At 65.9% G+C, this 26,832-nt stretch carries 22 protein-coding genes; 6 read left to right on the top strand and 16 right to left on the bottom strand.

Annotated elements, in window-relative coordinates:
* Positions 1-15: 15 nt before the first annotated feature.
* From SD196_RS14150 to SD196_RS14135, 4 genes are all read right to left on the bottom strand, one after another.
* Positions 16-1,215: a porin gene (locus tag SD196_RS14150; protein ID WP_416310248.1), complete on the bottom strand. Its 1,200-nt coding sequence runs from the start codon at positions 1,213-1,215 to the stop codon at positions 16-18.
* 280 nt (positions 1,216-1,495) lie between these two features.
* Complete coding sequence (gene pqqF / locus SD196_RS14145; RefSeq protein ID WP_416310247.1) at positions 1,496-3,754, bottom strand: pyrroloquinoline quinone biosynthesis protein PqqF; 2,259 nt, start codon at positions 3,752-3,754, stop codon at positions 1,496-1,498.
* Between the two features lie 116 nt (positions 3,755-3,870).
* The gene (locus tag SD196_RS14140; RefSeq protein WP_416310246.1) at positions 3,871-4,470 is read right to left on the bottom strand and encodes a DJ-1/PfpI family protein; all 600 of its coding nucleotides are present in this window, start codon (positions 4,468-4,470) and stop codon (positions 3,871-3,873) included.
* Positions 4,471-4,609: 139 nt separating this feature from the next.
* Positions 4,610-5,404: an SDR family NAD(P)-dependent oxidoreductase gene (locus tag SD196_RS14135; protein ID WP_416310245.1), complete on the bottom strand. Its 795-nt coding sequence runs from the start codon at positions 5,402-5,404 to the stop codon at positions 4,610-4,612.
* 103 nt (positions 5,405-5,507) lie between these two features.
* On the opposite strand from SD196_RS14135, the gene SD196_RS14130 reads away from it, so the two are divergent.
* Together SD196_RS14130 and SD196_RS14125 are read left to right on the top strand one after the other, a co-directional pair.
* Complete coding sequence (locus tag SD196_RS14130; RefSeq protein ID WP_331319333.1) at positions 5,508-6,488, top strand: GlxA family transcriptional regulator; 981 nt, start codon at positions 5,508-5,510, stop codon at positions 6,486-6,488.
* Between the two features lie 108 nt (positions 6,489-6,596).
* On the top strand, positions 6,597-7,508 hold the full coding sequence (locus tag SD196_RS14125) for a LysR substrate-binding domain-containing protein (RefSeq protein ID WP_275611822.1): 912 nt from the start codon (positions 6,597-6,599) through the stop codon (positions 7,506-7,508).
* 210 nt (positions 7,509-7,718) lie between these two features.
* Here the strand turns inward: SD196_RS14125 and SD196_RS14120 are convergent, their stop codons facing one another.
* The 4 genes from SD196_RS14120 to SD196_RS14105 all read right to left on the bottom strand — a co-directional run bounded on the left by SD196_RS14120 (position 7,719) and on the right by SD196_RS14105 (position 13,974).
* Positions 7,719-9,560, bottom strand: a complete 1,842-nt coding sequence (locus tag SD196_RS14120; protein WP_416310244.1) for an amidohydrolase — start codon at positions 9,558-9,560, stop codon at positions 7,719-7,721.
* Between the two features lie 10 nt (positions 9,561-9,570).
* Positions 9,571-10,389, bottom strand: coding sequence for an alpha/beta fold hydrolase (locus SD196_RS14115; protein ID WP_416310243.1), 819 nt, complete (start codon positions 10,387-10,389; stop codon positions 9,571-9,573).
* A 71-nt stretch (positions 10,390-10,460) separates the two neighbouring features.
* Positions 10,461-11,030 carry an antibiotic biosynthesis monooxygenase gene (locus tag SD196_RS14110; protein ID WP_370599346.1) on the bottom strand — a complete coding sequence of 190 codons (570 nt, stop codon included), beginning with the start codon at positions 11,028-11,030 and terminating at the stop codon, positions 10,461-10,463.
* 145 nt (positions 11,031-11,175) lie between these two features.
* Positions 11,176-13,974 (bottom strand): ATP-binding protein, encoded by a 2,799-nt coding sequence (locus tag SD196_RS14105; RefSeq protein ID WP_416310242.1) that lies wholly within the window; start codon positions 13,972-13,974, stop codon positions 11,176-11,178.
* A 295-nt stretch (positions 13,975-14,269) separates the two neighbouring features.
* Here SD196_RS14105 and SD196_RS14100 point away from each other — a divergent pair, with 295 nt between their 5' ends.
* Positions 14,270-14,665: a helix-turn-helix transcriptional regulator gene (locus SD196_RS14100; RefSeq protein ID WP_416310241.1), complete on the top strand. Its 396-nt coding sequence runs from the start codon at positions 14,270-14,272 to the stop codon at positions 14,663-14,665.
* A gap of 88 nt (positions 14,666-14,753) precedes the next feature.
* Here SD196_RS14100 and SD196_RS14095 read toward each other — a convergent pair whose 3' ends face one another.
* Positions 14,754-16,127, bottom strand: coding sequence for an ATP-binding protein (locus SD196_RS14095; RefSeq protein ID WP_416310240.1), 1,374 nt, complete (start codon positions 16,125-16,127; stop codon positions 14,754-14,756).
* 159 nt (positions 16,128-16,286) lie between these two features.
* Complete coding sequence (locus SD196_RS14090; protein WP_331319326.1) at positions 16,287-17,243, bottom strand: GlxA family transcriptional regulator; 957 nt, start codon at positions 17,241-17,243, stop codon at positions 16,287-16,289.
* 244 nt (positions 17,244-17,487) lie between these two features.
* Between SD196_RS14090 and SD196_RS14085 the strand changes: the two genes are divergently transcribed.
* From SD196_RS14085 to SD196_RS14075, 3 genes are all read left to right on the top strand, one after another.
* The gene (locus SD196_RS14085) at positions 17,488-18,141 is read left to right on the top strand and encodes a hydrolase (protein ID WP_331319325.1); all 654 of its coding nucleotides are present in this window, start codon (positions 17,488-17,490) and stop codon (positions 18,139-18,141) included.
* A 533-nt stretch (positions 18,142-18,674) separates the two neighbouring features.
* Positions 18,675-19,088 (top strand): DoxX family protein, encoded by a 414-nt coding sequence (locus SD196_RS14080; protein WP_331319324.1) that lies wholly within the window; start codon positions 18,675-18,677, stop codon positions 19,086-19,088.
* Positions 19,089-19,152: 64 nt separating this feature from the next.
* On the top strand, positions 19,153-20,739 hold the full coding sequence (locus SD196_RS14075; protein WP_416311707.1) for an MFS transporter: 1,587 nt from the start codon (positions 19,153-19,155) through the stop codon (positions 20,737-20,739).
* Positions 20,740-20,800: 61 nt separating this feature from the next.
* Here SD196_RS14075 and SD196_RS14070 read toward each other — a convergent pair whose 3' ends face one another.
* The 6 genes from SD196_RS14070 to SD196_RS14045 all read right to left on the bottom strand — a co-directional run bounded on the left by SD196_RS14070 (position 20,801) and on the right by SD196_RS14045 (position 26,828).
* On the bottom strand, positions 20,801-21,730 hold the full coding sequence (locus SD196_RS14070) for an electron transfer flavoprotein subunit alpha/FixB family protein (protein WP_416311706.1): 930 nt from the start codon (positions 21,728-21,730) through the stop codon (positions 20,801-20,803).
* Positions 21,730-22,479 (bottom strand): electron transfer flavoprotein subunit beta/FixA family protein, encoded by a 750-nt coding sequence (locus SD196_RS14065; protein ID WP_416311705.1) that lies wholly within the window; start codon positions 22,477-22,479, stop codon positions 21,730-21,732. The genes SD196_RS14070 and SD196_RS14065 overlap by 1 nt, the downstream gene beginning before the upstream one ends.
* Positions 22,480-22,612: 133 nt before the next feature.
* A complete protein-coding gene (locus SD196_RS14060) occupies positions 22,613-23,752 on the bottom strand; it encodes an acyl-CoA dehydrogenase family protein (RefSeq protein ID WP_416311704.1) in 1,140 nt (379 codons plus the stop codon).
* 13 nt (positions 23,753-23,765) lie between these two features.
* Positions 23,766-24,959, bottom strand: a complete 1,194-nt coding sequence (locus tag SD196_RS14055) for an acyl-CoA dehydrogenase family protein (protein ID WP_275611845.1) — start codon at positions 24,957-24,959, stop codon at positions 23,766-23,768.
* Positions 24,960-25,290: 331 nt separating this feature from the next.
* Positions 25,291-26,442, bottom strand: a complete 1,152-nt coding sequence (locus SD196_RS14050; protein ID WP_416311703.1) for a thiolase — start codon at positions 26,440-26,442, stop codon at positions 25,291-25,293.
* Positions 26,439-26,828: a Zn-ribbon domain-containing OB-fold protein gene (locus SD196_RS14045; RefSeq protein WP_275611847.1), complete on the bottom strand. Its 390-nt coding sequence runs from the start codon at positions 26,826-26,828 to the stop codon at positions 26,439-26,441. Before SD196_RS14045 ends, SD196_RS14050 begins: the two co-directional genes overlap by 4 nt.
* Between the last annotated feature and the right edge of the window lie 4 nt (positions 26,829-26,832).

Genomic DNA, 26,832 nt, shown 5'->3' with positions numbered 1-26,832 from the left:
GGAGTTTTGGGGGAGTTACCAGTTGAGCACCGCGCCCACGGCGAAGGTGTCGGTGTCCTCGCTGACGGTGGAGCCCTTGCGCCCGTCGATCTCGTAGACGTTGTACTCGGCCACCAGCTTCAGGTTGTCGTTGATGGTGCGGAAGTAGGCGACGCCCTTGGTCGAGTAATCGGCAGCGGTGCCCAGGCCGTTGCCGTCGTCGCGGGTCTCGCCGAAGGACAGCGCCATGCGGTTCTTGCCCCAGGTATAGGAGCCCTGCAGCAGCATGCCGTTGCTGTCCACTTCACGCAGCGCGGCTTCGCCGGCGTTGTTGGTGAAGAAGGGGTTGATGCCCTTGGCGGTGAAGCCAGAGCCGGTCAGCGAGACGCCGCCCATCTTCGCCTGGATGCCATAGCCCAGGCCCTTGGAGGTGACGTTGTCGACTTCGTCGTTGGTGTTCTTCGAGGTCTGGTAGGCGCCGTTGACCCAGCTGTAGATCTGCGCGCCGGCCAGGTCGAACTGGTAGCTCACCTCGCTCTCGTAGCGCGGGTTGTCCTGGTAGGCCTTGTCGTCGAGGCCGTCGCTGGCGTCCTTGTCGATCTGGTTGGTGTCGATCGGGTCCATGATGCCGACCGCGACACGCAGGCCGTCCACCAGGTTGTTGTTGCGGTAGGTGATCTGCGAGGTCGGGAACGGGTACGGGTAGCCGGTGCCGATGTTGCCGAAGGACACGCCCTTGCCGTCCACCAGGCCCAGGGTATCGCTGGCGTTGCCGAAGCCGGCGAGCAGTTCGTCGAGGAAGATGTTGGAGCGCGAGAACAGGCCGAAGTCCTTGCCGATCAGCACCTCGCCCCAGTCGCCGGCGACGTTGCCGTAGAACTGGCGGACGTCGATGGCGGTATCGGTGCCGTCCTGCTCGCTGTCGTTGATGGTCACCCAGAACGAGGAGCGCCCGGTGAGGGTCAGGTCGTCGACTTTCTTGCCGAAGTTGAAGCCGATGTAGTTCGGCAGGAAGCCCATCTTCACCCGCGACTGGCGGCGGTCGTAGGTTTCGCCGTTACGGTCCACGTCGCTGTTGACGTAGAAGGCGTTGAAGTAACCGTCGGTGGAAAAGGTGGTGTCGTCCTTGTCGTACAGCTTGATGTCGGCGACGGCCGCCTGCAGGAAACCCAGCGCCCCGAGGGAGACCAGGGACAGGGGCAGGAAACGGCGAATGGCGGTGTTGTTCTTGTTCATGACGCGCTCCGCGTGGGTGGGACGACTGCGGTTCAGTCGTGGCGGAGGCGATTATCGAAACGCGACTGCGCCGCCCATACGCTGCCTTGGGCGCGGTTCGCTGCTGCCTTGGCCGGGGCGTGGGGACTGCTGCGCAAGGCCATGAAACGCCCCCGACGGCAGGCCAGGGACCTTGGACGGAACCGGTAGCGGCACTTTGGTGGCAGCCCGTCCGGAGGCGGACAAAAGTCGCACGAAGGCCTCCGTCACGATGGGGCCCGGAGGTGTCACAAGGATGAGGTCAGGTGCGGTTGGCGAGCAGCCACCAACCGCCGCTGGCAGCCAGCAGCTCGGTGTGGGCTGCCTTGAGGTCGGCGCGGGTCAGGCGGCGTGCGGCGTTGATCAGATGTTCGTGGTGATCGTCGGCGACACCGGCGAGGCGGTCCTGCCAGGCGTCGACGGGGCCTGCCAGGGTGGCGGCCAGACTCTGCAGGTGCTGTTCGGAAATGCCATCCAGCGGCGCAGCATCAAGGAAGTCCTGCAAGTGCTGCAGCAACTCGTCAGGGCCTGCGTGGGGCGATTGCACGGCAAACAGCACGCCACGCCAACCGGCAACCTGGCGGAAGCCGCAGTACAGCGCATAGCCCAGGTTCAGTTCGCCGCGCATACGCTGATGGAAGCCGGGCTCCAGCACACGGGCGAGCAGCCGCCAACGGGACTCGATGGCCGCGTCCCGATCGGGCACGGGGCAGAACAGCAACAGAGCCGCTTCCCCCCCGCCCGCCCCGCGCTGCCAGTGGCGCCCGCCGGGCAGCGCAGGAGGAAGTAGCGGCTCGGCGGCAGGCGCGCCGGGCACCGGGGCGTTTGTCGGAAGCGTTGCGTGCTGCTCCAGTAGATCCCAGCGGGCAACCGCCCAGTCGGGAGCTGCCATGGCGTTTCCCGCCAGGGCCGAGGGCAATGCGGCGAGCAACTGGCGTATCGGCAACTCGGCGGCCTGACGCTGGCGCTCACGCTGAAGCAGACGCTCGCCCTGCTGCAGTACCGCCGAAGGTGGCTGTTGTAACACCCTCAACGCCTCGACCAAGGGCTCGTCCAGCCGGTCGACCGGTCCGCTTACCGAGAGGGCCCAGTCGGCGCCCTCCTCCTCAAGCCGCAACGCCACACCGCGTAACCGCGCCTGGCCAACGAGTGGCCGCAAGGCCAGGCGCATGGCGAGGAAGTAGCTGCGGCAAGGGCGCGCCGGGAAACGCCAGCGCAGGTGCAGCGCGCCCGCCTTGGCAGTGCTGGTTGGCAAAGGCGCAGGAAAGCGCCAGGAGTGTGATCCCGGAACAACGCTTTGCAGGCTCGCTTCGGCGAGCATCAGCGGGAAGCCGGCGACCTCGACCGGCAGCCCCTCGATATCCGGCGCCACCAGCAGGCGAATCATCGGCGCCCTGGCGAGCCTTTCCAGCCAATTGGCGTCCGCAGCAGCCGGCAGGCCACGCACACGCAGGCGAAGTTGCTCCAGCGCTGGCAGACGCTGGAGATCGCCCAGGCTGGCCGTGCCGCATTCGCACAGGGCCCGAAGCCAATCGAGAAAGGCGGCCTCCACGACAGCGGCGGCACCGACATCCGCCAACTCAAAGGTCACCGCCAGCAGCGTTTGTTCCTGGGCGCGATAGACGACTCTCAGGCTGGCCTCATCCGCCACCCCACGCTCGCCCAGCCAGGCCAATAGGCTGCCGGGAGAGTCGTCGCCAAGGCGCTCACCCAGATTTTCCAGGGCCTGCTCGGCGCAGGCATCCAGGCCATCGAGCACGAGCGCGAGCACCAGGCGCGGGGCTCCGGGCAGTTGCAGGGCGAGCGAGTCCTGGATCAGCGGCAGCAACGGCAGCGCGGCCGCCCGCTCCGTTACAGGTTGCGCCGGCCAGCCCAGGCAATCCCGTTCGGCCAGTGCCTGCAGCGCATCCAGCGACTGCGGGCCGTGCAACCACAGTTCCATATTGCCGGGATGATAGTGCTCGCGATGGAAGTGAGTCAGTGCGTGCTGGAAAGCCTCGCTCTCCACCGGAAGGCTGGCGCGTCGGCCGGCCACGAAGCGTCGCAGCGGATGATCCTTGGCAACGGCGGCGGCCAAGGCCGCATCGATCAAGGTGCCGGCATCCGCCGAGCGGGCGATGTACTCGGCCTCCAGAACTTCGCGCTCGCTCAGTTGCGCGGCCTGATCGAGCAACGGCCGGGCCAGCATGTCCACGAGACGCGCCAGTCCATCGCCCAGATCGTTGGGCGCCACTTCGAAGAAATAATCGGTGGTGCGCGCCTGGGTGCTGGCATTCAATCGCCCGCCGCGCCCCTGCACCCAGGGCATCAGCCGCTGCGCCGAACGGTGGTTCGCGCTATCGAGAAACAGCAGGTGTTCGAGGAAATGCGCAAGCCCCGGAAAATCCTCCGGCTCGTCATGACTCCCCGCTGCGACCCGCGCCAGGGCGGCGGCCTTCGGCGAATCCGGCGCATGCACGAGCACGACGCGCAGGCCGTTGGCCAGGCGCAACTCTCGTGTCGGGGCGGAAACGGCGGTCATTTCGCTGACGGGCTCCGGTGGCGGTACAACTGTCGCCACCTTAGCGGCATTGCAGGGGAAGAAAAATACTTCCTTGGGCAGGGTGCAGTCTTGCCATGCGCGGCGCCCCTCCGCCGTCATCGCAGGAAGGGTGCGATGTTCTCCAGGGCACGGCTGACGTAGAACTCCTTCTCCCCCACCGGCGCGGCATGGAACAACACGCCCCGCGCCGCCTCGACATCCGCCAGGCGGGCGATGAACCAGGCCGCCAGGTACTGCGAGGACAGGCACCCGCCAGCCGTCGCCACGTTGCCCTTGGCGGTGAACGGCTGGTTGATCACGGCGATGCCCGCTTCCTCCACCCAGGGCTTGGTGACCAGGTCGGTGCAGGCAGGAACGCCGTCCAGCAGGCCGAGTCTGGCGAGGATGAGCGTTCCCGAGCATTGCGCGCCCAGCAGCTGCCGCGCTGGGTCGAAGCGGAGCCGCGACATCAGTTCGGGCGACGCCACCACGTCGCGCGTATTGACTCCGCTGCCCACCAGCACCGCATCCGCCTGGCAGGCGTCCTCCAGCGTGGCCTGCGCCTCGAGCGCCAGCCCGTTCATCGAGCGCACCGAGCGTTTGGGGCTGGCGATGGAGACCCGCCAGTTCGGGCGCTTCACGCGATTGAGCAGATTGAAGGCGATCAGGGAGTCCAGTTCGTTGAACCCTTCGAAGGTCACAATGGCGATGTGCATGGCTACCTCGCACGATCTCGGCGGTGGGGCGGATATGCGCCCTGCTCCTGGCATCCCGCTCTTTGGCGGGCACGAAAGAATGCGGGCCTGCGTTAAGTAGGCCCGCATTCCTTGTACTCCAATGTCTGCTACCGCGACATCAATTGCGATAGCGTGCAGCAGGCGTACTCAGCGACAGGTTGGGCATCAGCTTCTGGCGCGCCGCCTCGTAGTCGTTCAGGTCGGTGATTTCCGGAAGGGCCGGTATGGTGGCGAACTCGCCCTGGTCGAAGCCGGCCAGCGCCGCATCCACCATGTCTTCCGCCTTCATCACGATGGCTTCCGGCAGATACTCCAGCGGGGTTCCCGCCACGCCCCAGAAATCGGTGGCCGTTGCGCCGGGCAGCACCACCTGCACCCTGACGTTCTTGTCCGCCAGCTCATGGCGGAGGGATTGACTGAACGCCAGGACGAACGCCTTGGAGCCGCCGTACACGCCGTTCAGCACCTCCGGGGCGATGGCGACGATGGACGCGATGTTGATCAGGGTGCCGCCACCCCGGGCGACGAAACCCGGCACCACCGCATAGGTCAGGCGGGTCAGCACGTTCACGTTGAGCGTGAGCAGCTCTTCCAGTTTGTCGACATTGGATTCCAGCAGCGGCCGGGTCGCGCCGACGCCGGCATTGTTCACCAGCAGGGAGATGCTGGCATCGGTCCTGAGCAGCTCTTCGACCCGCGCCAGGTCGGCTCGGTCGGCCAGGTCGGCGACCACCACCTCGACGGAGCGGCCGGTTTCGTCGCTCAGGCGTTGGGCCAGTGCATTCAGGCGGCCGCGATTGCGGGCGACCAGGATCAGGTCATGGCCACGGCGGGCCAGGCGCTCGGCATAGATGGCGCCAATGCCGGAGGATGCACCGGTGATCAGGGCGGTGCCGGGATGGGACTGGGTCATGTCGGTTCTCCAGGTTGGGGGGTACTGGAGATCAGGATGCGACGGCTTGGCGATATCTCAAATGACGTATAAGGTAGTGATTCAGGACATAGGAGTATCGACTATGCATCGCATCGGCTACTTGCTGACTGACGGTTTCCAGGTGCTCTCCCTGGCCACCCAGACGGTCTTCGAATTCGCCAACCTGGTCGCCGGGGAGCCGTTCTACAGCGTCGAGAACTTCTCCCCGGCCGGCGGCCTGGTGCGCTCCTCGCTGGGACTTGCCCTGGAAACCCGCCCCCTGCAGGCGCCGGGGCTGGCCGATACCTGGATAGTGGTCGGGGTCAACGATCCCGTCACCAGCGAGACGCCTACCGCCGTGCTCGATTTCGTGCGCCGGGCTGGCGGCCAGGCGCGGCGGACCGTCGGCGTCTGCACCGGCGGCTTCATTCTCGCCGAGGCGGGCCTGCTGGCCGGGCGCCGCGCGACGACCCACTGGGCCTACGCCCAGGCGCTGCACAAGCGCCATCCGGACATCACCGTCGAGGACGACCGCATCTACATCGTCGACGGCCCTATCTGGACCTCGGCGGGCATGACCGCCGGGCTCGACCTCGCCGTCGGCATGGTGGAGAAGGACCTGGGCGCGGACGTGGCCCGCTCGGTGGCGCACAAGCTGGTGATGCACCAGCACCGCTCCGGCGGACAGTCGCAGCACTCGGAAATGCTCGACCTCGCGCCCAAGTCGGACCGTATCCAGAGCGCCCTGAACTACGCGCGCAACCACCTGAGCCGCCCGCTCAGCGTCGAGGAGCTGGCGGACTTCGTGCACCTGAGCCCGCGCCAGTTCACCCGCGTATTCACTGCCGAAACAGGACAATCCCCGGCCAAGGCCATCGAGGGACTGCGCCTGGAAGCCGCCCGGCTGATGATCGAACAGAGCCGCCACTCCCTGGACGTAGTGGCACGGGAAGCCGGCTTCCGCGATCGTCGCCACCTGCGCGAAGCCTTCATCCGCGGCTTCGGCGTCCCCCCGCAGGCGGTACGCCGCGATGCTCGCCGGGTGATGGCCGACCGGCCTGGGGCTGCTGAATCCGGGGCGTAATGGGCCGAGCACGAAGCTGCGCCCAGAGAGTTCAACACAATCGTCCAAGACAACCGCCCGGCGCGCACGATACTTGCCAGCTCAACGAAAAACCCACGAGGAGCCGGGATGAACCGCAACGATCTGCGCCGCGTCGACATGAACCTGCTGGTGATCTTCGAGTCGCTGATGTTCGAAAGGAATCTGACCCGCGCCGCCGAAAAGCTCTTCCTCGGCCAGCCCGCCGTCAGCGCCGCGCTGGCCCGCCTGCGCGACCTCTTCGACGACCCGCTGCTGGTGCGCAACGGCAAGGGCTACGAGCCCACACAGCGTGCCCTGGCGATCCTCCGTGAACTGCAGCCGGCCATGGACACCATTTCCAGCGCCGTCAGCCGCGCCCGTGAGTTCGACCCGGCGACCAACCGCGACACCTTCCGCATCGGCCTGTCCGATGACGCCGAGTTCGGCCTCTTTCCGCAGTTGCTCAGGCAGATACGCGAGGAAGCACCGGACGTGGTCGTGGTGGTGCGGCGGGTGAACTTCCTGTTGATGTCGGCGATGCTGGCCTCGGGGGAAATCTCCGTCGGCGTCAGCTACACCACCGAGCTGCCGGCCAACGCCAAGCGCCGCAAGCTGCGCGACATGAAGGCCAAGGTGCTGCGCGGCGACGATCGTCCCGAGGCGCTCACCCTGGATGACTTCAGTGAGCGCCCCCATGCGCTGGTGTCGTTCTCCGGTGACCTGTGCGGCAACATCGACAACGACCTGGCCAGAGTCGGACGCACTCGCCGCGTGGCGCTGGCGGTCCCGCAGTTCAGCGGCCTGCGCTCGATACTGCCGGGCACCGAACTGCTCGCCTGCGTCCCGGATTATGCGGCGGCGGCTCTCATCGACGGCAGTCGCCTGCGTGCCGACGACCCGCCCTTCCCCATCGCCACCTCGGAGCTGTCCATGGTCTGGGGCGAAGTCACCGACAACGACCCCGCCGAGCGCTGGCTGCGCAACAAGATCGTCGAACACATGGCCGAGCCGGGGGCCTGAGGGTCAGCGCCCAGGCTCCGCATCGGACTTCCGAGCCTCAGTTGACTTGCACTGTGCTTTTCGTCGTGCGCGAATGCACCAGGAACAGCAGGCCCAGGGCGTAGCCGAACTGGGTCACGGAGACGATCAGGCTGGCATGCCACGAAACAGACGCCTGAAGCGGCACCCGCCATCAGGGAGTGCGGGTGCCGCTCAGAAGCCCGCAGCAGGTCAGAACGCGAAGCAGGAGCAGCCGAAGGCGCCCCAGAAGCCCTGGAAGTCACTCACTGGCACATTGGACTGGCGCGCCCGCTCGTGGCTGTGGCCATGCACGCCGCAGGAGCCGGCGCACTGGTGCACGGCCTGTTGCAGCGGCGCCTGCGGGCGCCAGTGCCCCGGCACCTTGGCCACCGGCGACCAGTCCGGCAGCACCGGCAATTGCGGCGGGCCGAGTTTGTCGAACTCGGCGGCGGCATACACCACCTTGCCATCGACCACAGTCAGCACCGACTCGATCCACTTGATGGCTTCTTCCTCGACGCTGAAGAAGTCCGCCGACAGCGCCACCAGGTCAGCCAGTTGGCCCACCTTGATCTGGCCCTTCTTGCCCTGTTCGGTGGAGAACCAGGCGCTGCCGTGGGTGAACAGCTCCAGCGCAGTGGCGCGCGGCAGGCCCTGCGGGTACAGCTCCATGCCACCCACGGTCTTGCCGCTGACCATCCAGTACAGCGAGGTCCAGGGGTTGTAGCTGGAGACGCGGGTGGCGTCGGTGCCGGCGCCCACCGGGACGCCTTCGCTGAGCATGCGCTGGATCGGTGGCGTGGCCTGGGCAGCCTGCTTGCCGTAGCGGTCGACGAAGTATTCGCCCTGGAAGGCCATGCGGTCCTGGATGGCGATTCCGCCGCCCAGGGCCCGAACGCGCTCGATGTTCTGCGGCGTGATGGTCTCGCAGTGGTCGAAGAACCAGTGCAGGCCATTGAACGGAATGTCGCGGTTGACCTTCTCGAACACGTCGAGCATGCGCGAGATGGATTCGTTATAGGTCGCGTGCAGGCGGAACGGCCAGCGCTGTTCGACCAGGTGGCGCACCACCGGCTCCAGCTCCTGCTCCATGGTCTGCGGCAGGTCCGGGCGCGGCTCGAGGAAGTCCTCGAAGTCGGCGGCGGAGAACACCAGCATCTCGCCGGCGCCGTTGTGGCGGAAGAAGTCACTGCCGTCGCCCGGCTTGACGATCTTGCTCCAGTTCTGGAAGTCCTGGAGTTCTTCCTTGGGCTTCTGGGTGAACAGGTTGTAGGCGATGCGCACGGTGAGCTGGCCCTGCTTGGCCAGTTCCTGGATCACCTGGTAGTCGTCCGGGTAGTTCTGGTAGCCGCCACCGGCGTCGATGGCGCTGGTCAGCCCGAGGCGGTTCAGCTCGCGCATGAACTGACGGGTGGAGTTGACCTGGTATTCCAGCGGCAGCTTCGGCCCCTTGGCCAGGGTGGCATAGAGGATTGTCGCGTTGGGCCGGGCGATCAGCATGCCGGTGGGTTCGCCGTTGCCGTCGCGGACGATCTCGCCGCCGGGCGGGTTCGGCGTGCCCTTGGTGTAGCCCACGGCCTTGAGCGCGGCGCGATTGAGCAGCGCGCGGTCGTAGAGATGGAGGATGAACACCGGGGTGTCCGGCGCCGCGCGGTTGATTTCCTCCAAAGTGGGCATGCGCTTCTCGGCGAACTGGAATTCGTTCCAGCCGCCTACCACCCGCACCCACTGCGGCGTGGGCGTGCGCTCGGCCTGGTCCTTGAGCATGCGCAGGGCGTCGGCCAGGGACGGCACGCCTTCCCAGCGCAGCTCCAGGTTGTAGTTCAGGCCGCCACGGATCAGGTGCAGGTGCGAGTCGTTGAGGCCGGGAATCACCGTGCGCCCTTTCAGGTCGATGACACGGGTGGCGCCGCCACGCAGGGCCATGGCCTCGGCGTCGGTGCCCACGGCGACGAACTTGCCATCGGCGATGGCTACGGCGGTGGCGTAGGGCTTCTCGCGATCGACCGTATGGAAGCGGCCGTTGGTCAGGATCAGGTCGGCATGGTTCATGCTCAAATCCTCAGCGCTGGAGGAAGGCCAGCAGGTCTTCGTTGAGCTGCTGAGCGTGGGTGACGGCGAAGCCATGGGGCGCGCCGGCATATACCTTCAGTTCGGAGCCCGCAATCTGCGCGGCGGCCAGCTTGCCGGTGGTCTCGAACGGTACGATCTGGTCGTCGTCGCCGTGGATCACCAGGGTCGGCACATTCACCTTGGCCAGGTCTGCGCGGAAGTCGGTTGCCGAAAAGGCGGTGACGCAATCCAGCGTGCCCTTGAGCGAGGCCAGCAGGGCGATGTTCAGGGTCTGGGTCAGAACGCCTTCGGAGACCTCCTGGCCATGGTTGGTACCATAGAATGGCGCAGCAAAATCGGCGATGAACTGGGCGCGGTCCTTGAGCAGGCCGGCCTTGATACCGTCGAACACGGCGGCGTCCACGCCCTGGGGGAAATCGGCGGTGCGGCCGAAGATCGGCGTCACCGCGCCCAGCAGCACCAGGCCGGCCACACGCGAAGTGCCATGGCGGCCGATGTAGCGGCTGACATCGCCGCCGCCCATGGAGAATCCGACCAGCGTCACGTCGCGCAGGTCCAGGTGTTCGATCAGGCCGGCGATGTCATCGGCGAAGGTGTCGTAGTCGTAGCCGTTCCACGGCTGGCTGGAGCGACCGAAACCGCGACGGTCGAAGGCGATGGTGCGATAGCCGCGGCTGCTCAGGTACTCCATCTGGTATTCCCACATGTCGCCGTCCAGCGGCCAGCCGTGGCTGAACAGCACGGGTTTGCCGCTACCCCAGTCCTTGTAGTAGATCTCGGTGCCGTCACGGGTTACGAAAGTGCTCATGGAAAACTCCTTTGCCTGCCGTGCAGGTCGTTGTGGGACGGGCGCCACGCAGGACGCCTTGGAGGGGAAAATCAGTTGGCGCGCAGCCAGCCGGCGCAGCACCGGGTCACCCAGGGCATGATCAGGAACACCACCGGCACCACGATGCAGAATGTGATCAGCAGGTTGCTCGGCACCACGCCGCGCAGCGCCGGGTAACGCTCGAAGACCGGAGCCCAGAGGTGCGGAACGAACATGGTCAGCGGGCAGATCACCAGGTAGGTGAGCACTGCCTGCTTCCACTTGGGTGGCGGGCGGACGTTGCCACGGACCGGGGTGAACCAGAACTCGGCGTCATCGTGGATCAGTGGGTGATCGCCCTCTTCCAGCAGCGGCGAAACCTCGGCGATCAGGGCCGCGCGCTCGGCGGAATCGATCCAGGCCTGCAACTGCGCTGCCTGGGCAAAGCGCACCACGGTGGTGAACATCGCGCCCTCGGCGTCCGGGCGGATCACGTTCACCCCCAGATGGCCAGGCTGCCGGCGCGCGGCGGCCACGGTACGGCGCAGCCAGGCCTCATAGCCGGGCAAGGCCTCGCAGCGCACCTTGTGGTGGACCACCAGCGTCACCACGCTGTTCAGATCGATCGCTTCGGCGCTCATGGAATTCCCGGCGGCTGAGGTAGATGCAGCCACTATGACGGTGTGGCCGGGGGCGCTATTGGATGCATGTGCTGCATCACCTCCGGCGGCCGGGTTCAGCTCATTGCCCTGGATGAATAGGGAAGCGGTCAGTCGGATGCCATCTTCAGCGCAGCGTCTCCAGGCACGCGCGCGCGGCCATGAGGTCGGGCGTCCCCAGGCCTTCTTCATAGCGACGGTAGACAGGGTCCAGCAGCGCCATCGCCGCCTGTCCCTGCCCTCGGTCACGCCATACCTCGGCCAGGGTGGTCGCGCTGCGAAGCTCCCAGGCAAGCGCGCCGCCTCTGCGCGCCAGCTCCAATGATCGGGCCAACAGCGCCTCGGCCCCCTGCGCATCCGCCTCAAGCAGTTGGCAAGCCTCAAGTCGAAGCATCTCCGATGCACACCATCCAGTGGCGCCGATGCTGCGCCTGATCGATACCGGCGGGCCCTCGCACGCCTCCGTCCCCCTGAGGGTCATGACGATATCCCTGACCAACCCACTTGCCGGCAGCGTGGGCTCGGGAAGCGCCTCGCAGTGCATCACCCCGGCATAATGCTGCGCCCAGTCGGTGAACAACGGGATGGAGTGGCGCGAGGAGGAGTCGAACAGGAGTTGCAGGCGGCGGGAAGCCGTCTCGTAGTCGCCGTTGTAGTAGGGAATCACGCAGCCGGCGGTGGCCAGCGAGTAGGCTATCGATGGGGTGTGCTCCAGCTGGCAGGCCAGTTCCAGGGCCTGCTGCACTCGCTGTTCGGCCCGTTCAGGGTAGCCGCGCAGCCAGAGGATACGTGCCAGGACGGTGAGCGATGCCACCCGCTGCTCGTATTGCACGCCCATGCAGAGCGCGAAGCGGTTCGGACGGTTTTCACGCTCGAGCGTCTCCAGCACTGTTTCAGCCAGGCGATGGGCCTGCTCCTGCATCCCCGAGTAATGGAGCGCGAGGACCTTTAGGCGTTGCGAGCTGACCGCCAGCTCTTCACCACGGCCCTGGGCCAACTGGTCAAACTCTTCGCTCAGCGCGAGGGTATGCAAGTACAGTCCGGAGCGCAGGTTGGCCGCGACCTGGCCCGAAATGGCATGGAGCATCGCGCCCAGGTCACCGCCTCTCTCCGCGAGCGCCCTGGCGCTCTGGAAGGCCCCGATGGCTTGCGCGGAAGCGATCTGACCGTGGTAGGAGCAGTTGCCCAGCGCCAGTTGCAACTGCGTCGCCAGTTGCAGAGCCTCGTCGCTTTCAGCGTCGAAAGCCGCGGTAAGCAGCCGGAGGGCACTGACCACATAGGAACCAAACTCGTGCAGGAGAGACATCTCCTGCCAGATTGGCGCCGAGCAGGCCGTCAAGCGGATGGCCAAGGGGTGGCTCACCCCGGCATCCAGTCCCCATTTCAACGCCGAGCGCAGGTCACCCAGCCACCTGGCATATCGCTCCAGCCAGCGGCTGGTTGGCAGACTCTCCCATTCGAGCTGCGCTTGTTTCATGCGCGCCATGCAGATCCCGAGGTGCCTGACCCGGGTCTCATGCAGCTCACCCGCCTCGCTCAGTTTTTCCAGGGCATACAACCGGGCCGGCTCAAGCAGGCGATAAGCGCACTCGTCATCGCTGACCTCGACGCTGATCAGCGACTTCATCGTCAACTGCAGGATCATCAGGCAACCGGCCCCGGGATCACCCGAGTGGCCAAGTAGCGTCGCGGCGGAATCCAGGGAGAAACTGCCGCGAAACACTCCCAGGCGACGCAGGCTCGCCTTCTCCTCGGCGGACAGCAGCGCGTAGCTCCAGTCGAACACTGCGCGCAAATGCCGGTGTCGTGGATGGTCGCCCTGGGCGCCGATGGGATAGTCCAGGTAGTCTCCGCCGCCAAGCAGCTTCGCACCGATGTCCCGTTCGCCGGCGATCTGACCCGCGGCCAGTTCGATCGCCAGCGGCATGCCATCCAGTCGATGGCAGATATCGACCAGGCGCGGCAGCTCTGCCGCACCGGGCTCGAAGCTTTCGTCGATGCTCCTGACCCGCTCGACCAGTAGTGCGAGCGCGGGGTAAGCGAGCGCCTCGGCAACCTCGGTGATCTGCATCGGCGGAATGGCCAGCGGCGGCAATCGATAGATGCGCTCGTGCGCGGTACGCAATGCCTCCCGACTGGTGGCAAGCACATGAATCCCCGGAGCGGAGCACGCCAGGCACTCGATAAGGTGCGCCGCCTCCCCGACCAGGTGCTCGCAGTTGTCGATCAGCAGGAGCATCTGGCGTGTGCCGACCTGCTCGCAGAGCGTCTCAAGCGAACTGCCTGCTTGCCCGGGTATGCCCAGCAGCGCGGCGACGGTGCTGGCGAGTGGCCCGGCATCCTGAAGCAGCGTGAGGTCGAGCATGCGGATCCCATCGCGATAGCGGCCGATCAGCTGCTCAGCCACCAGCAGGGCGACACTGGTCTTGCCGATTCCCCCGCTGCCCACCACACAGACGCAGCGGCAACTCTGCAACTGGCTGATGATATGCGCGACCTCCTGTTCCCTGCCCACCAGGCGGCTGCGCCGCGCGGGCAGGTTGTGCTGGCCCGAGGGGTCCATGCTGGCCATCGGCGGGATGCTGCCAACCCGGCTGATCGGAGCGACGAAGCTGTAGCCCCGCAACGCCACGGTCACTATGTAGCGGCGCCCTTCCTGGCCATCCCCCAATGCCTTTCGCAAGGCGGCCATGTGCACGCGAAGGTTGCCCTCGTCGACCGCCAGGCCGGGCCACGCCCTGGCCATCAGATTGCGCTTGGCGACGACCTCGCCGGCATTCTCCATCAGCACGAGAAGCAGGTCGAAGGCTCGCTGCCCCAGACGCAGCGGTCGGCCACTGTCCAGGATCGAGCGTGACGCGGGATAGACCACGTAGGGGCCGAAGCACAATGCGGACTCGACCGGTATCAGTTGTTCTTTTCTCATCGTTACCAACAAGTCCTGCAGGCAGGCTGGGTGCCGGCCTCTTTCTGGCGAGAGGCCTGCAATGCAACTCAGCAGAGCTGCCGTCTTCGTTTTATTGCAAAAAGGGTGAGCTGCCGAGGGCTCTTCATAAAAATTAACAACCCCTTGCCGCGCTCGTGCTGTATGACGGCCGCGCCATCACAACGCGCCTGGGCGCCAGGCAAGCGCCCGCTTAATGAGCTTTAACCGGCCTTAACTGGCTACTCCGTTCCTCCCTGAGAAAGATAGCGATACGTCTTGACCAGCGAGAACACCCATGCCGAACCCGAGTATCGAGCGATTCACCCGGCACGCCGAACCACGCAAGCTCTCCTGTCAACAGGAAGAGCACGCGTTGAAGCTCATCCTCACGAACCTGGAGAGCGGCATCACTGTCACCTGGCTGGCGGACGCCTGCGCACTGTCCAGAAGCGACTTCTCGCGCAAGTTCAAGGTCAGCACCGGCCACTCGCCGCAGGAATGGGTTCGGCTCCAGCGGGTGGAAAAAGCCAAGCGCCTGCTGGCCGAAGCCGATCGGCCACTGGCGGAAATAGGGCTGGAATGCGGCTTCTACGACCAGGCGCATTTTTGTCGCGTGTTCAACCGCCTGACGGGCATTTCTCCCAGAGGCTGGATACACCACGCGCGGGCCTGCTCCCCCGGCGCCGATTGATAACCGTGCCGCTGGGCGACTGGGGGAGGACTGCCGGCAACGCTCTTCCACATCGGCAGTCCTGGAGCGCGCTCTATCGAACCCTGCGTCACGCCGCCGGGCTGGCGGCGTCCCGCCAGCCGCCGGAGTTGCCGTCAAGCGCATAGGCGCGGGCTGTGTGGAGCATCCGGTAGCGCACGCCGCGCTCGCCCTCCTCCACCAGCAGCAGCGACTTGTCGGCCAACTGGCAGAGCACCGCCAGGATCCGCTCGCGGCACAGGCGGCTGTCCTCCAGCGCGCTCACGGCCGCATCCGGGGTGAAGCTGCCGCCCAGTCGCGCGAGCAGGCGCAGGCAAACCTGCTCCGTGTCGCTGAGCAGGTCAAAGCTCCAATCGTATGTGGCGCCCAGGCTGCGTTGCCTCGCAGGGGCAGTCCGGCGGCCGGGCATATGCAGAAGGAAACCGCTGTCGAGCAGCTCCGGCAGCCCGGCCAGGCCCAGGGCATCGATCTGCCGGGCGGCCATCTCGATGGCCAGTGGGATGCCATCCAGACGTCGGCAGATTTCGACTATCGCGCGCACCTGGACCGGGCTCAGCCCCAGGCGGCCGTGCACATCGCGAGCGCGCTCCACGAACAGTTGCACTGCCGAACAGCACATCGCCCCGATCAGCGATACCTCGTCGTCGGCGGGCACTTCCAGCGGCGGCAGGCGCAGTACGTTTTCACCCTCCGCCCGCAACGGTTCGCGGCTGGTGGCCAGCACGCTGAGTGCAGGGTACTGGCGCAATAGTCGCTCGACCTGCTCGGCGCAGGCACAGGCCAAGTGCTCGCAATTGTCCAACACCAGCAGCAGCCGCCCCTTGCCGGCCACTTCGAGCTCCGTGGCGAGCAAATCGGCCAGGGCCTCTGGCGTGGAAACCGGCGACAGGTCGAGGAACAGGATGGCGCTGTACTGAGATTGCAGCGACTCGCAGGCCTGGATCGCCAGCGAGGTCTTGCCCATTCCGCCCGGCCCCACCAGGGTCAGCAGGCGGGTGCCCGGCAGCTGTTCAAAGAGGTGCCGGGTCAGTCGCCTGCGCCCCACCAGCCCCACCAACAGCACAGGCAGATTGCCGACGGGCGCTCCCTGGTTCGGCTGCGCCTGCAGCGTCTCGACAACACCGACGAAGCCGTAGCCACGCAGCGGCACGTTGGCGATGTAGCGTTCGCCGGTGTGGCCCTCGCCCAGGGCGCGGCGCAACGCGGCGATGTGCACCCGCAGGTTGATTTCCTCAACCACGGTGGAGCCCCAGACACGGGCAATGATGGTCTCCTTGGCGATGATCTCGCCGGGCTGAGCCACCAGTACCAGAAGAATGTCCAGGGCGCGGCTGCCAATGCGCACCGGGCGGTCACCCTGCAGCAGTTGGCGTTTGTAAGGGTGCAGTTGGAAGCGGCCGAACTGTAGTACCGTTTCTGTGCCGATCTGCGTGGGTGCGCTCATGTCATCTCGCGCCTTGCCCGCTCCGAGCGCTCTAGTACGGAGCATCCGGGCGATTCTGGGGGCGGCTCCTGTCTGTCGATAACCCTATTCTCCGGTCTCTGGATGACGGCGCAATTCGGCCAGAGGGAAGGAGACGGCCAAGAAGGCTACGTCAGACGGTCAAGCAGCACCAAACTGCTGGCGATACTGGCTGGGCGTCATGCCGATGCGCTCGCTGAACACCGCGCGCAGGTGCCGGGCACTACCGAAGCCGCTGCGGCAGGCTACCACCTTCAGTGGTAGGTCGGTCCTTTCCAGCAACCGCCGCGCGTGCTCGATGCGGGCATTCTGCAGGTACTGCATGGGCGTCAGCTTCACTTCGCGCTGGAAGGCGCGGGAGAAGTTGCGCGGGCTCATCGCCGCCAGCTCGGCCATGCGCTTGATGGTATAGGGCTCCTCGATGTGATCAGCCACATAGGCCTGCACCCGCGCGATCGCCGAGCCATCGCGCATCACCGTGGCCAGTAGCGGTGCAAAAGGGGTCTGACCGCCCTGGCGCTTCATCACTACCAGCAGCACCTTCGCCACCTCCAGCGCCAGTTCCTTGCCATGGTCCTCACCGAGCACCGCCAGAGCCATGTCGATTCCGGCGGTGATGCCGCCGGTGGTGATCAGGTTGCGGTCAATCACGTAGATCCGCTCGGCCTCCACCAGCGCGCAGGGGAAGCGCTGTGCCAGGCGTTCCTGGTAATTCCAGTGGGTGGTGCAACGGTACCCGTCGAGCAGGCCGGCGTCGCCCAACAGGAACGTCCCCGTGCAGATCGCCCCGTAGCGCCGCGCACGTCCCGCCGCCTTTGGCAGCCAGGCACTCAGCGCCGGTTGAGGGATGTTGTAGGCACCGGGTCCACCTGGCACCAGCAGCAGATCGACGTCAGCTTGCAGTTCATCCAGAAGCAGGTCGGCCAGCATCTTCACGCCACAGGAGCTACGAACCGGCTCGCGGCTCTCTGCGACGGTCAGCAGGCGGTAGTGATGCTCCGGAGCGAGAAAGCGATTGGCGATGGAAAACACCTCCATCGGCCCCGATACATCGAGCATGAGCACATCACTGTAAAGCACCATCACAACTGTTTTCATCGCACTACCGTCCAACTCCAACCACCCTCACACCATCACAAGATCGCAGCGCCGAATGGCTGGACTGCGTAACAACCTACACAAAACAGCCATCTTACCTGCGACGTACACAGCGCGTCTGCGCCGAGCACATCAGTCCAATAATCCTTACGCCCCGTCGGTGATAGTGATTCCATCGCGCCGGCGACCAGCTGGCGCGCCCTTCTGCGCCAGCCGGCGCGCCACCGTCCCAGGAGAGCTATCCATGGCTATCGCTTCCGCCGTTCCCGGCAAGACCCTGCTGAACCCGACCGACCACACCCTGATCATGATCGACCACCAGTCGCAGATGTCCTTCGCGACCAAGTCCATCGACGCGGTGACCCTGCGCAACAACGCAGCGCTGGTGGCCAAGGCGGCGAAGGAATTCGGCGTCTCCACCATCCTCACCACCGTTGCCGAGAAGAGCTTCTCCGGCCCGATCTTCGACGAGATCAAGTCGGTGTTCCCGGAGCACAACGTCATCGACCGCACCAGCATGAACACCTGGGAAGACCCGCGCATCGCCGTCGAGGTGAACAAGCACGGCAAGCAGAAGATCGTCCTCGCCGGCCTCTGGACCTCGGTGTGCATCGTCGGCCCGGCGCTCTCGGCCATCGACCAGGGATTCGAGGTGTACGTGATCGCCGACGCCTGTGGCGACGTGTCCACCGAGGCCCATGAGATGGCCCTGCAGCGTATGATCCAGCTCGGCGCCCGCCCCATGACGTCCCTGCAATACCTGCTCGAACTGCAACGCGACTGGGCCCGTGGCGAGACCTACGACCAGACCGTGAAGACCTCCATCGCCCACGGCGGCGCCTATGGCCTGGGCCTGATCTACGCCAAGACCATGTTCAACGCCAGCGAAGGTCACTGAACCTGAGCAGGGAGCGGCACCGCCGCTCCCTTTCCTTTAACTAGTCATCGAATACCCCCTCAAGGCTGTGCTCTGAATCCGTTATCGACAGCCTCGCCCGCCTCCGCTTCAGCCCGGAACAGCAGCTCCGTCTCCATCACCAGTGCCAGTGCCAGTGCAATAGCGCCGGCGGCCATGGCGAACAGCAGGGTGTAATGACCGTGGCTCGCGCTGAACAGCGCCGAAAAGGCGCGGAGCGCTGCTCGCCAACAGCTCGCAGGTGCTGCGCCTTACCTGCCGAACCGACGCAATTCGAAGAAGGTCCGGGCATTCGTCGACTTCATTGCCGCACGCATCGGCGATCCACCGTACTGGCATCATCTGCACACTGAAACACCCCGCCCAACGTGCGCAGGAGTAATGGCGCGCGGGCGGCCGGCAGTGCACGACCGGGCAACCATCGCGCCATTGGCCAATCCGGCACATCGATACAAGACACCCGGCGGCGCATGGACCATCCTCAAGATTCCTCAACAGATCTGGAAGGTGACGCCATGCCCCGCTCCTCGACCGACTGGGCGCTGCTGTACCTGCGCGTGTCCGGCTGCCTGCTCCTGCTCTGGGTCCATGGCCTGCCCAAGCTGCTGAATTTCAGCCATGAGCTGACCGTCATCGAGGACCCGTTCCACTTGGGGGCCGTGCCGACGCTGAGCCTGGCGATCTTCGCCGAAGTGATCTGTCCCCTGCCGATCATGCTGGGCGTGCTGACCCGTCTCGCCTGCCTGCCGATCCTCAGCGTGCTGCTGGTGGCGCTGGTCTTCGTGCATCCGGAATGGAGCGTGGCCGAAGGGCAGTTCGCCTGGTTGCTGTTGATCATCTTCGTCACCCTGCTCATTGCCGGGCCCGGTGGACTCTCTCTGAGCGGCAGATTCTCGGAAGGGCGGGCGGTGCCAGCGTGGCTGTCCTGAAGCGCCTTCTCGGCGATCGCCTATACCTGACTCACCAATCCCTTCCCAAACCCTGGCGCTGACCATGTCCCAATCCTCGACCGCCTCGTCTCCCTGGAGCCCGCTGCGCCAGACCACCTTCCGCTGGCTGTGGTTGGCCAGCATCGCCTCGAACATCGGCACCTGGATGCACGAAGTGGGCGCCGGCTGGCTGATGACGTCACTGTCGGCCAGCCCCCTGAACGTGGCCCTGGTGCAGGTGGCCGGCTCCCTGCCGATGTTCTTCCTCGCGCTGCCGGCCGGCGCCCTGGCCGATATCGTCGACAAACGCCGCTACCTGCTGGGCGTGCAACTGTGGATGGCGGCGGTCGCCACGCTGCTGGCCGCACTCACCCTGCTCGGCCTGACCACGGTCTGGCTGCTGCTGGGATTGACCCTGTGCATGGGCATCGGCACCGCGTTGATGATGCCGGCCTGGAGCGCGACGACTCCCGAGTTGGTGGACAAGGGCGAACTACCGGCGGCGGTGGCGCTGTCCAGCGTCGGGGTCAACCTGGCACGGGCGGTCGGCCCTGCCATCGCCGGCGTGCTGGTCAGCCTCGTCGGTCCCTGGCTGACCTTCGCCCTGAACGCCCTGTCGTTCTTCGCGGTGATCGGCGTGCTTTGGGCCTGGAAGCGCGAAACCAGGCCATCGGTGCTGCCCGCTGAACGGTTGCTCGGCGCACTGCGCGCCGGCTGGCGCTACAGCCGCAGCTCCCGCCCCCTGCAGGCGGTGCTGGTGCGCGCGCTGGCGTTCTTCCTCGGCGCCAGTGCCGGCATGTCGTTGCTGCCGTTGATCGTGCGCGGAGAGCTGCACGGCAGCGCCATGGACTTCGGCCTGCTGCTGGGCAGCGTCGGCGTTGGCGCGGTACTGGGCGCCGCGTTCCTGCCGGCTTTGCGCGAGCGCCTGGGGAGCGACCGCCTGGTGGTGTTCTCCAGCGTGGTCTATGCGCTGGTGCTGATTGCCCTGGCGCTGCTGCGCAACCAGTACCTGCTGGTCCCGGTGATGCTGCTCAGCGGCGCGGCCTGGATCGCCGTGCTGTCCAGCCTGCAGGTGGCGGCCCAGACCTCGGTGCCGGCCTGGGTCCGGGCGCGGGCGCTGGCCGTGTACATCCTGGTGTTCTTCGGCAGCATGGCCGCCGGGGGCACCCTGTGGGGGTTCGTCGCCAGCCGCGCCTCGATCACCCTCGCGCTGCTGTGCGCCAGCGCGGTGCTGCTGGCGGGGCTGCTCGCCAGCCTGCGCTTCCGCCTGCCCGTCACCGAGGCGGAAGACCTGGCGCCGTCGCTACACTGGCCGGCGCCGATCCTCGTCGAAGGCGTGGACCAGGAGCGCGGCCCGGTGCTGATCACCCTGGAATACGACATCGATCCGGCCAAGGCCGACGCCTTCCAGCAGGCGATGAAGGATGTGCGCGGCATGCGCCGGCGCAACGGGGCGATTTCCTGGGAACTGGTGCAGGACAGCGAGAACCCGCGCCATTGGCTGGAATTCTTCATTGATGAGTCCTGGCTGGAGCACCTGCGCCACCACCAGCGGGTCACCCGCGGCGAACTGAAGATCGAAGCGGCAGCGCGCCAGTTCCAGACTCAGGGGGTGGACATCCGCATCCGGCATTACCTCAAGAGCGCCTGAGGAGCCGCAGCTACAGAGAACGAAGCTCCGGGACCGCAAGGTCCCGGAGCGGCGGCAAGCCTCAGACGGCCGCTTCGAGGCTCGGCACGGCCTCGAACAGGTCGGCGACCAGACCGTAGTCGGCAACCTGGAAGATCGGCGCCTCTTCGTCCTTGTTGATCGCAACGATCACTTTCGAATCCTTCATGCCCGCCAGGTGCTGGATGGCACCGGAGATGCCCACCGCGATGTACAGCTGCGGTGCGACGATCTTGCCGGTCTGGCCGACCTGCATGTCGTTCGGCACGAAGCCGGCGTCGACCGCGGCGCGGGAAGCACCGACAGCGGCGCCCAGCTTGTCAGCCAGGGCGTAGAGGATCTTGAAGTTGTCGCCATTGCCCATGCCGCGGCCGCCGGAAACGACGATCTTGGCAGCGGTCAGTTCCGGACGGTCGGACTTGGCCAGTTCTTCGCCCACGAAGGCGGACTTGCCGGCGTCAGCCGGGCCGGAAACCGCTTCAACAGCAGCGGAACCACCTTCGGCAGCAGCGGCGTCGAAGCCGGTGCCACGTACGGTGATGACCTTGACGGCAGCCGAGGACTGCACGGTAGCGATGGCGTTACCGGCGTAGATCGGGCGCTTGAAGGTGTCGGCGCTGACCACTTCGATGATCTCGGAGATCTGGTCGACGTCCAGCAGGGCGGCGACGCGCGGCAGGAAGTTCTTGCCATTGGTGGTCGCCGGGGCCAGCACATGGCTGAAATCGCGGGCGATGGACGCCAGCAGCGGAGCAACGTTCTCCGGCAGCTGGTGAGCGTAGGCAGCGTTGTCGGCGACCAGCACCTTGGAAACACCAGCGATCCTGGCGGCGGCTTCGGCCACGCCACCGACCTTCTGGCCAGCGACCAGGATGGCGATATCGCCACCGATCTTCTGCGCAGCAGCGACGGTGTTCAGGGTGGCAGCGCCCAGTGCGCCGTTGTTGTGCTCAGCGATTACCAGGATAGCCATCAGATTACTTTCGCCTCGTTCTTCAGTTTCTCGACCAGTTCGGCAACGGACTTGACCTTGATGCCGGCGCTACGGGCAGCCGGAGCTTCGACTTTCACGGTCTTCACGGTGGAAGCGGTGGAAACGCCCAGGGCGTCCGGGGTCACCACGTCCAGCGGCTTCTTCTTCGCCTTCATGATGTTCGGCAGCGACGCATAGCGCGGTTCGTTCAGGCGCAGGTCGGTGGTGACGATCGCCGGCAGGTTCAGGGCAACGGTCTGCAGGCCGCCGTCGATTTCACGGGTGACGTTGACCTTGTCGCCAGCAACGATGACCTTGGAGGCGAAGGTGCCCTGGGCGTAGCCGGACAGCGCAGCCAGCATCTGGCCGGTCTGGTTGTTGTCGCTGTCGATGGCCTGCTTGCCGAGGATGACCAGCTGCGGCTGCTCTTTGTCGACCAGGGCTTTCAGCGACTTGGCGATAGCCAGGGAGCTCAGTTCTTCGTTGGTTTCAACGAGGATGGCGCGATCAGCACCCAGAGCCAGCGCGGTACGCAGTTGCTCCTGGGCGGCAGTCAGGCCGACGGAGACCGCAACGATCTCGGTGGCAACGCCTTTCTCTTTCAGGCGAACGGCTTCTTCCACGGCGATTTCGCAGAAGGGGTTCATGGACATCTTGACGTTGGCGAGATCGACGCCGGAGTTGTCCGCCTTGACGCGGACCTTGACGTTGTAATCGACCACGCGCTTTACCGCGACCAGTACTTTCATCAGTTATTTCCTCGGCTAACGCCGGCTTGCATCGGCGCTGCGGTTGGGGAGCTTCGCGAGCAAGCTCGCTCCTACAGATCCGGGCTTGCGCCGGTGCGATTTTTTGTAGGAGCGAGCTTGCTCGCGAATGGTGTCAGGCCACATCCATCAAATGGACGAAGGCCTCCAAGTGATGGTCGTCGTCGCCGAACTGGTGGCTGATCATCACCAGGTGCTTGGCGTAGTGCGAACCCAGGTATTCGTCGGTCAGGCCGATGCCACCGTGCAGCTGGATGCATTGCTCGGCGATGAAGCGTCCGGCGCGGGTGACGATGTACTTGGCGGCAGCCAGGGCGCGGCTGCGTTCGGCGCTGTCCGGCTGGTCGGCGACGCAGGCGGCAAGGATCGCCATGCTGCTGGCCTGGTCAAGTTCGGCGCGCATGTCCACCATGCGGTGTTGCAGCACCTGGAAGGAGCCGATAGCGACACCGAACTGCTTGCGGGTCTTCAGGTACTCCAGGGTCAGCTCGCAGGTCGCCTCCATGGCGCCCACCGCCTCGGCGCACTGGGCGGCGATGGCGCGTCCCTGCTGGTAACGCAGCGCGTCGAAAGCCTGCCCCGGCTCGCCCAGCACGTGCTCGGCGGAGACGAAGGCACCGTCCAGGAACAGTTCGCAAGCCTTGAAGCCATCGGCGGTCGGGTAGACGCGACGCTTCACGCCCGCTTCGGCCGGATCGAGGAGGAACAGGCCGATGCCCTGCTGGTCATGCTCGCCGCCGGCGACGCGGGCGGACACCAGGATCAGCCCGGCGCTGTGCCCGCCGATCACCGCGACCTTGCGCCCGGACAGCCGCCAGCCGCCGTTCACCGGCTCGGCGCGGGTCGCCACGGTGTTCAGTTCGTAGTGGCTCTGCGGTTCCTCGAAGGCCACCGCCAACTGCAGCTCGCCACTGGCAACCTGAGTGAGCAGCTGGTCCTTCTGCGCGTCGCTGCCGAGTTGGGCCAGCAGGCCGCCGGCAAAGACCACCGACTGCAGGTAGGGCTCCAGGCACAGGCCACGGCCCAGCTCGGTGTGCACCAGCATGCTGTCCACGCCGCCGCCGAAACCGCCGTAGGCTTCGGGCAGGGACACGCCGGTCAGGCCCAGCTCCCCGAGCTGGCGCCAGAAGTCGGCGCTGAAGCCCAGCTCGCCACGGCGATAGGCCTCGCGCTGTTCGAATCCGTAGGCATCACGCACCAGACGCGCCGCCGTGTCTTGCAGCATCTGCTGCTCTTCAGTGAGTTTGAAGTCCATGGTCGGCTGCCTCTCAGAGTCCGAGGTTCACTTTGGAAACGATGTTCTTCTGGATTTCGTTGGAGCCGCCGTAGATCGAGAGCTTGCGCATGATGAAATACTGGCTGGCAGCGGTGGCGCTGTAGTCGGTGTGCAGCAGGTCGCCCGAGCAGGCTTCCATTTCCTCTTCGAGGAACGGTAGTGCGTAGGGGCCGACGGCCTTGCGCAGCAGGTGGGTGATGGCCTGGCGGATCTCGGTGCCGCGCACCTTGAGGATCGAGCTTTCGGCGCCGCTGCCGCCGCCTTCACGGGCAGCGGCAAGGATGCGCAGGTTGCTCATCTCGGCGGCCATCAGTTGCATCTCCAGCTCGGCGATCTGGGCACGGAACAGCGGATCGTCGATCAGCGCCCTGCCCCCCTTCCGCTCACGGGCGGCGATGGCCTTGAGCTGGCGCAGCAACTGCTTGGAGAAGCCGATGCCGGCAAGGCCGGTGCGCTCGTGGGTGAGCAGGTACTTGGCGCAGGTCCAGCCGTCGTTCTCCTGGCCGACCAGGTTGGCCACCGGCACCTTTACGTTGTCGAAGAAGACTTCGTTGACCTCATGCTCGCCATCCAGGGTGATGATCGGGCGCACGGTGATGCCTGGGGATTTCATGTCGATCAGCAGGAAGCTGATGCCACGTTGGGCCTTGGCCTGCGGGTCGGTGCGCACCAGGCAGAAAATCCAGTCGGCATGCTGGCCCATGGTGGTCCAGGTCTTCTGGCCGTTGACGATGTAGTGATCGCCCTCGCGCACGGCGCGGGTCTTCAGGCTGGCGAGGTCGGAGCCGGAGCCCGGCTCGGAGTAGCCCTGCGCCCACCAATCGGTCATGTCGAGGATGCGCGGCAGGTAATGGGCCTTCTGCTCCTCGGTACCGAAGTTGATGATCACCGGGCCGACCATCACTGCGCCGAACGGCAGCACACGGGGCGCGCCGGCAATCGCGCATTCTTCCTCGAAGATGTACTTCTGCACCACGCTCCAGCCGGTACCGCCGTACTCCACGGGCCAGAGGGAGGCGTGCCAGCCGCGATCGTTCAGGGTGCGCATCCAGAAGACGTTGTCTTCCTTGCTCAGGCGCTTGCCGAGCTTGACCTTGGCGGCCAACTCGGCCGGCAGCTTGTCGCGCAGGAAGGCCCGCACTTCCTCGCGGAAGGCCAGCTCTTCGGGCGTGTAGTGGATGTCCATCGAGGTGTTCCTCAGACCTGTTGTTCTTGTCGGCCGCGCAGGCGCGACGGGTTGGGTTCTGCCGTCGAGTATCGGGATGCGGCGCGGGGCTGGCTGTAGTTCGTTCGGACCAATTTCGGGGTGGATCTTTCGGCTGCCGAAAAAGCAGAAAGCCCGCGCGGCACAGGGCCGAGCGGGCTATCCAGGCACGCGGAATATCACGTAGGGCGTACAACCGTTCGCGGTTGTACGCCGATTCACCAGGATTGCAGGGCGCTTCGTAGCCGATCCCGGAACGCCCTGAGGCCAAGGCCAAACGGCGTATAACGTCGAACGTTATACGCCCGACGTCTCAAAGCACCGCTTCACTCCCCAGGAAGGCCGTGACCTGGCTCGACAGCGTGCCGCCATTGCCATGCAGCAGGGCGATATCGGCCTTCTTCAGCTGTCGCGCGCCTGCCTGGCCACGAATCTGCGTTACCGCTTCGAGGATCAGGAACATCCCGTACATCCCCGGATGCACGCAGGACAGGCCGCCACCGTTGGTATTCACCGCCAGCTCGCCGCCGGGAGCGATACGCCCACCCTGGACGAAGTGGCCGCCCTCCCCCTTGGCGCAGAAACCGAGGTCTTCGAGGAACAGGATGGTGTTGATGGTGAAGGCGTCATAGAGCATCACCAGGTCCACATCGGCGTGGCTCACGCCGGCCATCTGCATGGCACGCGGACCGCTTTCCGAGGCGGCGGTGACGGTCAGGTCGGGCATGCACACCACCGAGCGGTGCCATTGCGCACCGGCAGCGCCGAGGAAGTACGCCGGCTTGTTCGGCAAATCTCGGGCGCGATCGGCGCGGACCATGATGCAGGCGCCGGCGCCGTCGGTGACCAGGCAGCAGTCGGCGGCGCTCAACGGATCGCTGACCATCCGCGCCGCGAGTACGTCGTCCATCGTCAGCGGACCGCGAGCAAAGGCCTCGGGATTGAGGTTGGCCCAGCCCCGCGCGGCCAGCGCCACTTCCGCCAGTTGCTCGCGGGTGGTGCCGTACTGGTGCATGTGCCGGCTGGCCGCCAGCGCATAGGAAGTGATCGGATGGCGTGGCTTGTACGCCGTCTCGTGCCACTGCGGTTCGCTCATCGACACCAGCTTGCCGCCGGCGGTGCGCTGGTTGGAGCCGTAGCAGATCAGCGCCACGTCGCACAGCCCGGCCTGCAGCGCCAGGGTCGCCTGCAGCAAGTGCCATTCGAAGCTGGAGCCGCCGACATTGGTGCCATCGACGAATTTGGGTTTGATGCCGAGGTATTCGCACACCGACAGCGTCGGGAAGGCATGGGAACTGGTGGCGGCGAATACCGCGTCGACGTCGGAGAGTTTCAGCCCGGCATCGGCGATGGCCTTCAGCGAGGCCTCGCCGAGCAGTTCCATGGCGCTGAAGCCGTGGGCCTCGCCGATGCCGGCGCTGCCGATACCGACGATGGCGGTCTTGCCGCGGAGGGACGAATTCATGCCTGCACCTCATCGATCACGTCGAACACCACGAGCGCCTGCCCGTCTTCCTCGATCACCCGGGCCTTCACGCGGCTGCCGATGGGCGCGGTTTCGCGGCCTTCGATGCGCGACATCATGCGTACGCCCTCGTCCAGGTCGATCAATGCCACGTTGTGGCTGGCGTTGCGCGAGCGGTTCACGGTGATGGCGTAGATGCGTCCGGTGCCGGCGGCTTCGACCCATTCCAGGTCGGTCTCGCCGGTGCCGGGGATGGCCACCCGCGGGTAGAACACGTAGCGGCCACTGGAGACGCTGCGCTGCAGCATGAAGCGGCCCTGCTGGAGGAACCGCTGGTACTGCGCCTCCGGCCCAACGGGCGCGGTGGCTTGGGAAGTCTCGGCCATGTCT

This window comes from Pseudomonas macauensis (genome assembly GCF_047902425.1).
Lineage (GTDB): Bacteria > Pseudomonadota > Gammaproteobacteria > Pseudomonadales > Pseudomonadaceae > Pseudomonas.
The sequence above is the reverse complement of the archived record's forward strand: the minus strand, read 5'-3'. Positions and strand labels throughout refer to the sequence as shown.

Bases quoted from the DNA above. Each gene is read 5' to 3' on its own strand.
- SD196_RS14150 (WP_416310248.1), bottom strand. From the start codon at position 1,215: ATGAACAAGAACAACACCGCCATTCGCCGTTTCCTGCCCCTGTCCCTG.
- pqqF (WP_416310247.1), bottom strand. From the start codon at position 3,754: ATGACCGCCGTTTCCGCCCCGACACGAGAGTTGCGCCTGGCCAACGGC.
- SD196_RS14140 (WP_416310246.1), bottom strand. From the start codon at position 4,470: ATGCACATCGCCATTGTGACCTTCGAAGGGTTCAACGAACTGGACTCC.
- SD196_RS14135 (WP_416310245.1), bottom strand. From the start codon at position 5,404: ATGACCCAGTCCCATCCCGGCACCGCCCTGATCACCGGTGCATCCTCC.
- SD196_RS14130 (WP_331319333.1), top strand. From the start codon at position 5,508: ATGCATCGCATCGGCTACTTGCTGACTGACGGTTTCCAGGTGCTCTCC.
- SD196_RS14125 (WP_275611822.1), top strand. From the start codon at position 6,597: ATGAACCGCAACGATCTGCGCCGCGTCGACATGAACCTGCTGGTGATC.
- SD196_RS14120 (WP_416310244.1), bottom strand. From the start codon at position 9,560: ATGAACCATGCCGACCTGATCCTGACCAACGGCCGCTTCCATACGGTC.
- SD196_RS14115 (WP_416310243.1), bottom strand. From the start codon at position 10,389: ATGAGCACTTTCGTAACCCGTGACGGCACCGAGATCTACTACAAGGAC.
- SD196_RS14110 (WP_370599346.1), bottom strand. From the start codon at position 11,030: ATGAGCGCCGAAGCGATCGATCTGAACAGCGTGGTGACGCTGGTGGTC.
- SD196_RS14105 (WP_416310242.1), bottom strand. From the start codon at position 13,974: ATGAGAAAAGAACAACTGATACCGGTCGAGTCCGCATTGTGCTTCGGC.
- SD196_RS14100 (WP_416310241.1), top strand. From the start codon at position 14,270: ATGCCGAACCCGAGTATCGAGCGATTCACCCGGCACGCCGAACCACGC.
- SD196_RS14095 (WP_416310240.1), bottom strand. From the start codon at position 16,127: ATGAGCGCACCCACGCAGATCGGCACAGAAACGGTACTACAGTTCGGC.
- SD196_RS14090 (WP_331319326.1), bottom strand. From the start codon at position 17,243: ATGAAAACAGTTGTGATGGTGCTTTACAGTGATGTGCTCATGCTCGAT.
- SD196_RS14085 (WP_331319325.1), top strand. From the start codon at position 17,488: ATGGCTATCGCTTCCGCCGTTCCCGGCAAGACCCTGCTGAACCCGACC.
- SD196_RS14080 (WP_331319324.1), top strand. From the start codon at position 18,675: ATGCCCCGCTCCTCGACCGACTGGGCGCTGCTGTACCTGCGCGTGTCC.
- SD196_RS14075 (WP_416311707.1), top strand. From the start codon at position 19,153: ATGTCCCAATCCTCGACCGCCTCGTCTCCCTGGAGCCCGCTGCGCCAG.
- SD196_RS14070 (WP_416311706.1), bottom strand. From the start codon at position 21,730: ATGGCTATCCTGGTAATCGCTGAGCACAACAACGGCGCACTGGGCGCT.
- SD196_RS14065 (WP_416311705.1), bottom strand. From the start codon at position 22,479: ATGAAAGTACTGGTCGCGGTAAAGCGCGTGGTCGATTACAACGTCAAG.
- SD196_RS14060 (WP_416311704.1), bottom strand. From the start codon at position 23,752: ATGGACTTCAAACTCACTGAAGAGCAGCAGATGCTGCAAGACACGGCG.
- SD196_RS14055 (WP_275611845.1), bottom strand. From the start codon at position 24,959: ATGGACATCCACTACACGCCCGAAGAGCTGGCCTTCCGCGAGGAAGTG.
- SD196_RS14050 (WP_416311703.1), bottom strand. From the start codon at position 26,442: ATGAATTCGTCCCTCCGCGGCAAGACCGCCATCGTCGGTATCGGCAGC.
- SD196_RS14045 (WP_275611847.1), bottom strand. From the start codon at position 26,828: ATGGCCGAGACTTCCCAAGCCACCGCGCCCGTTGGGCCGGAGGCGCAG.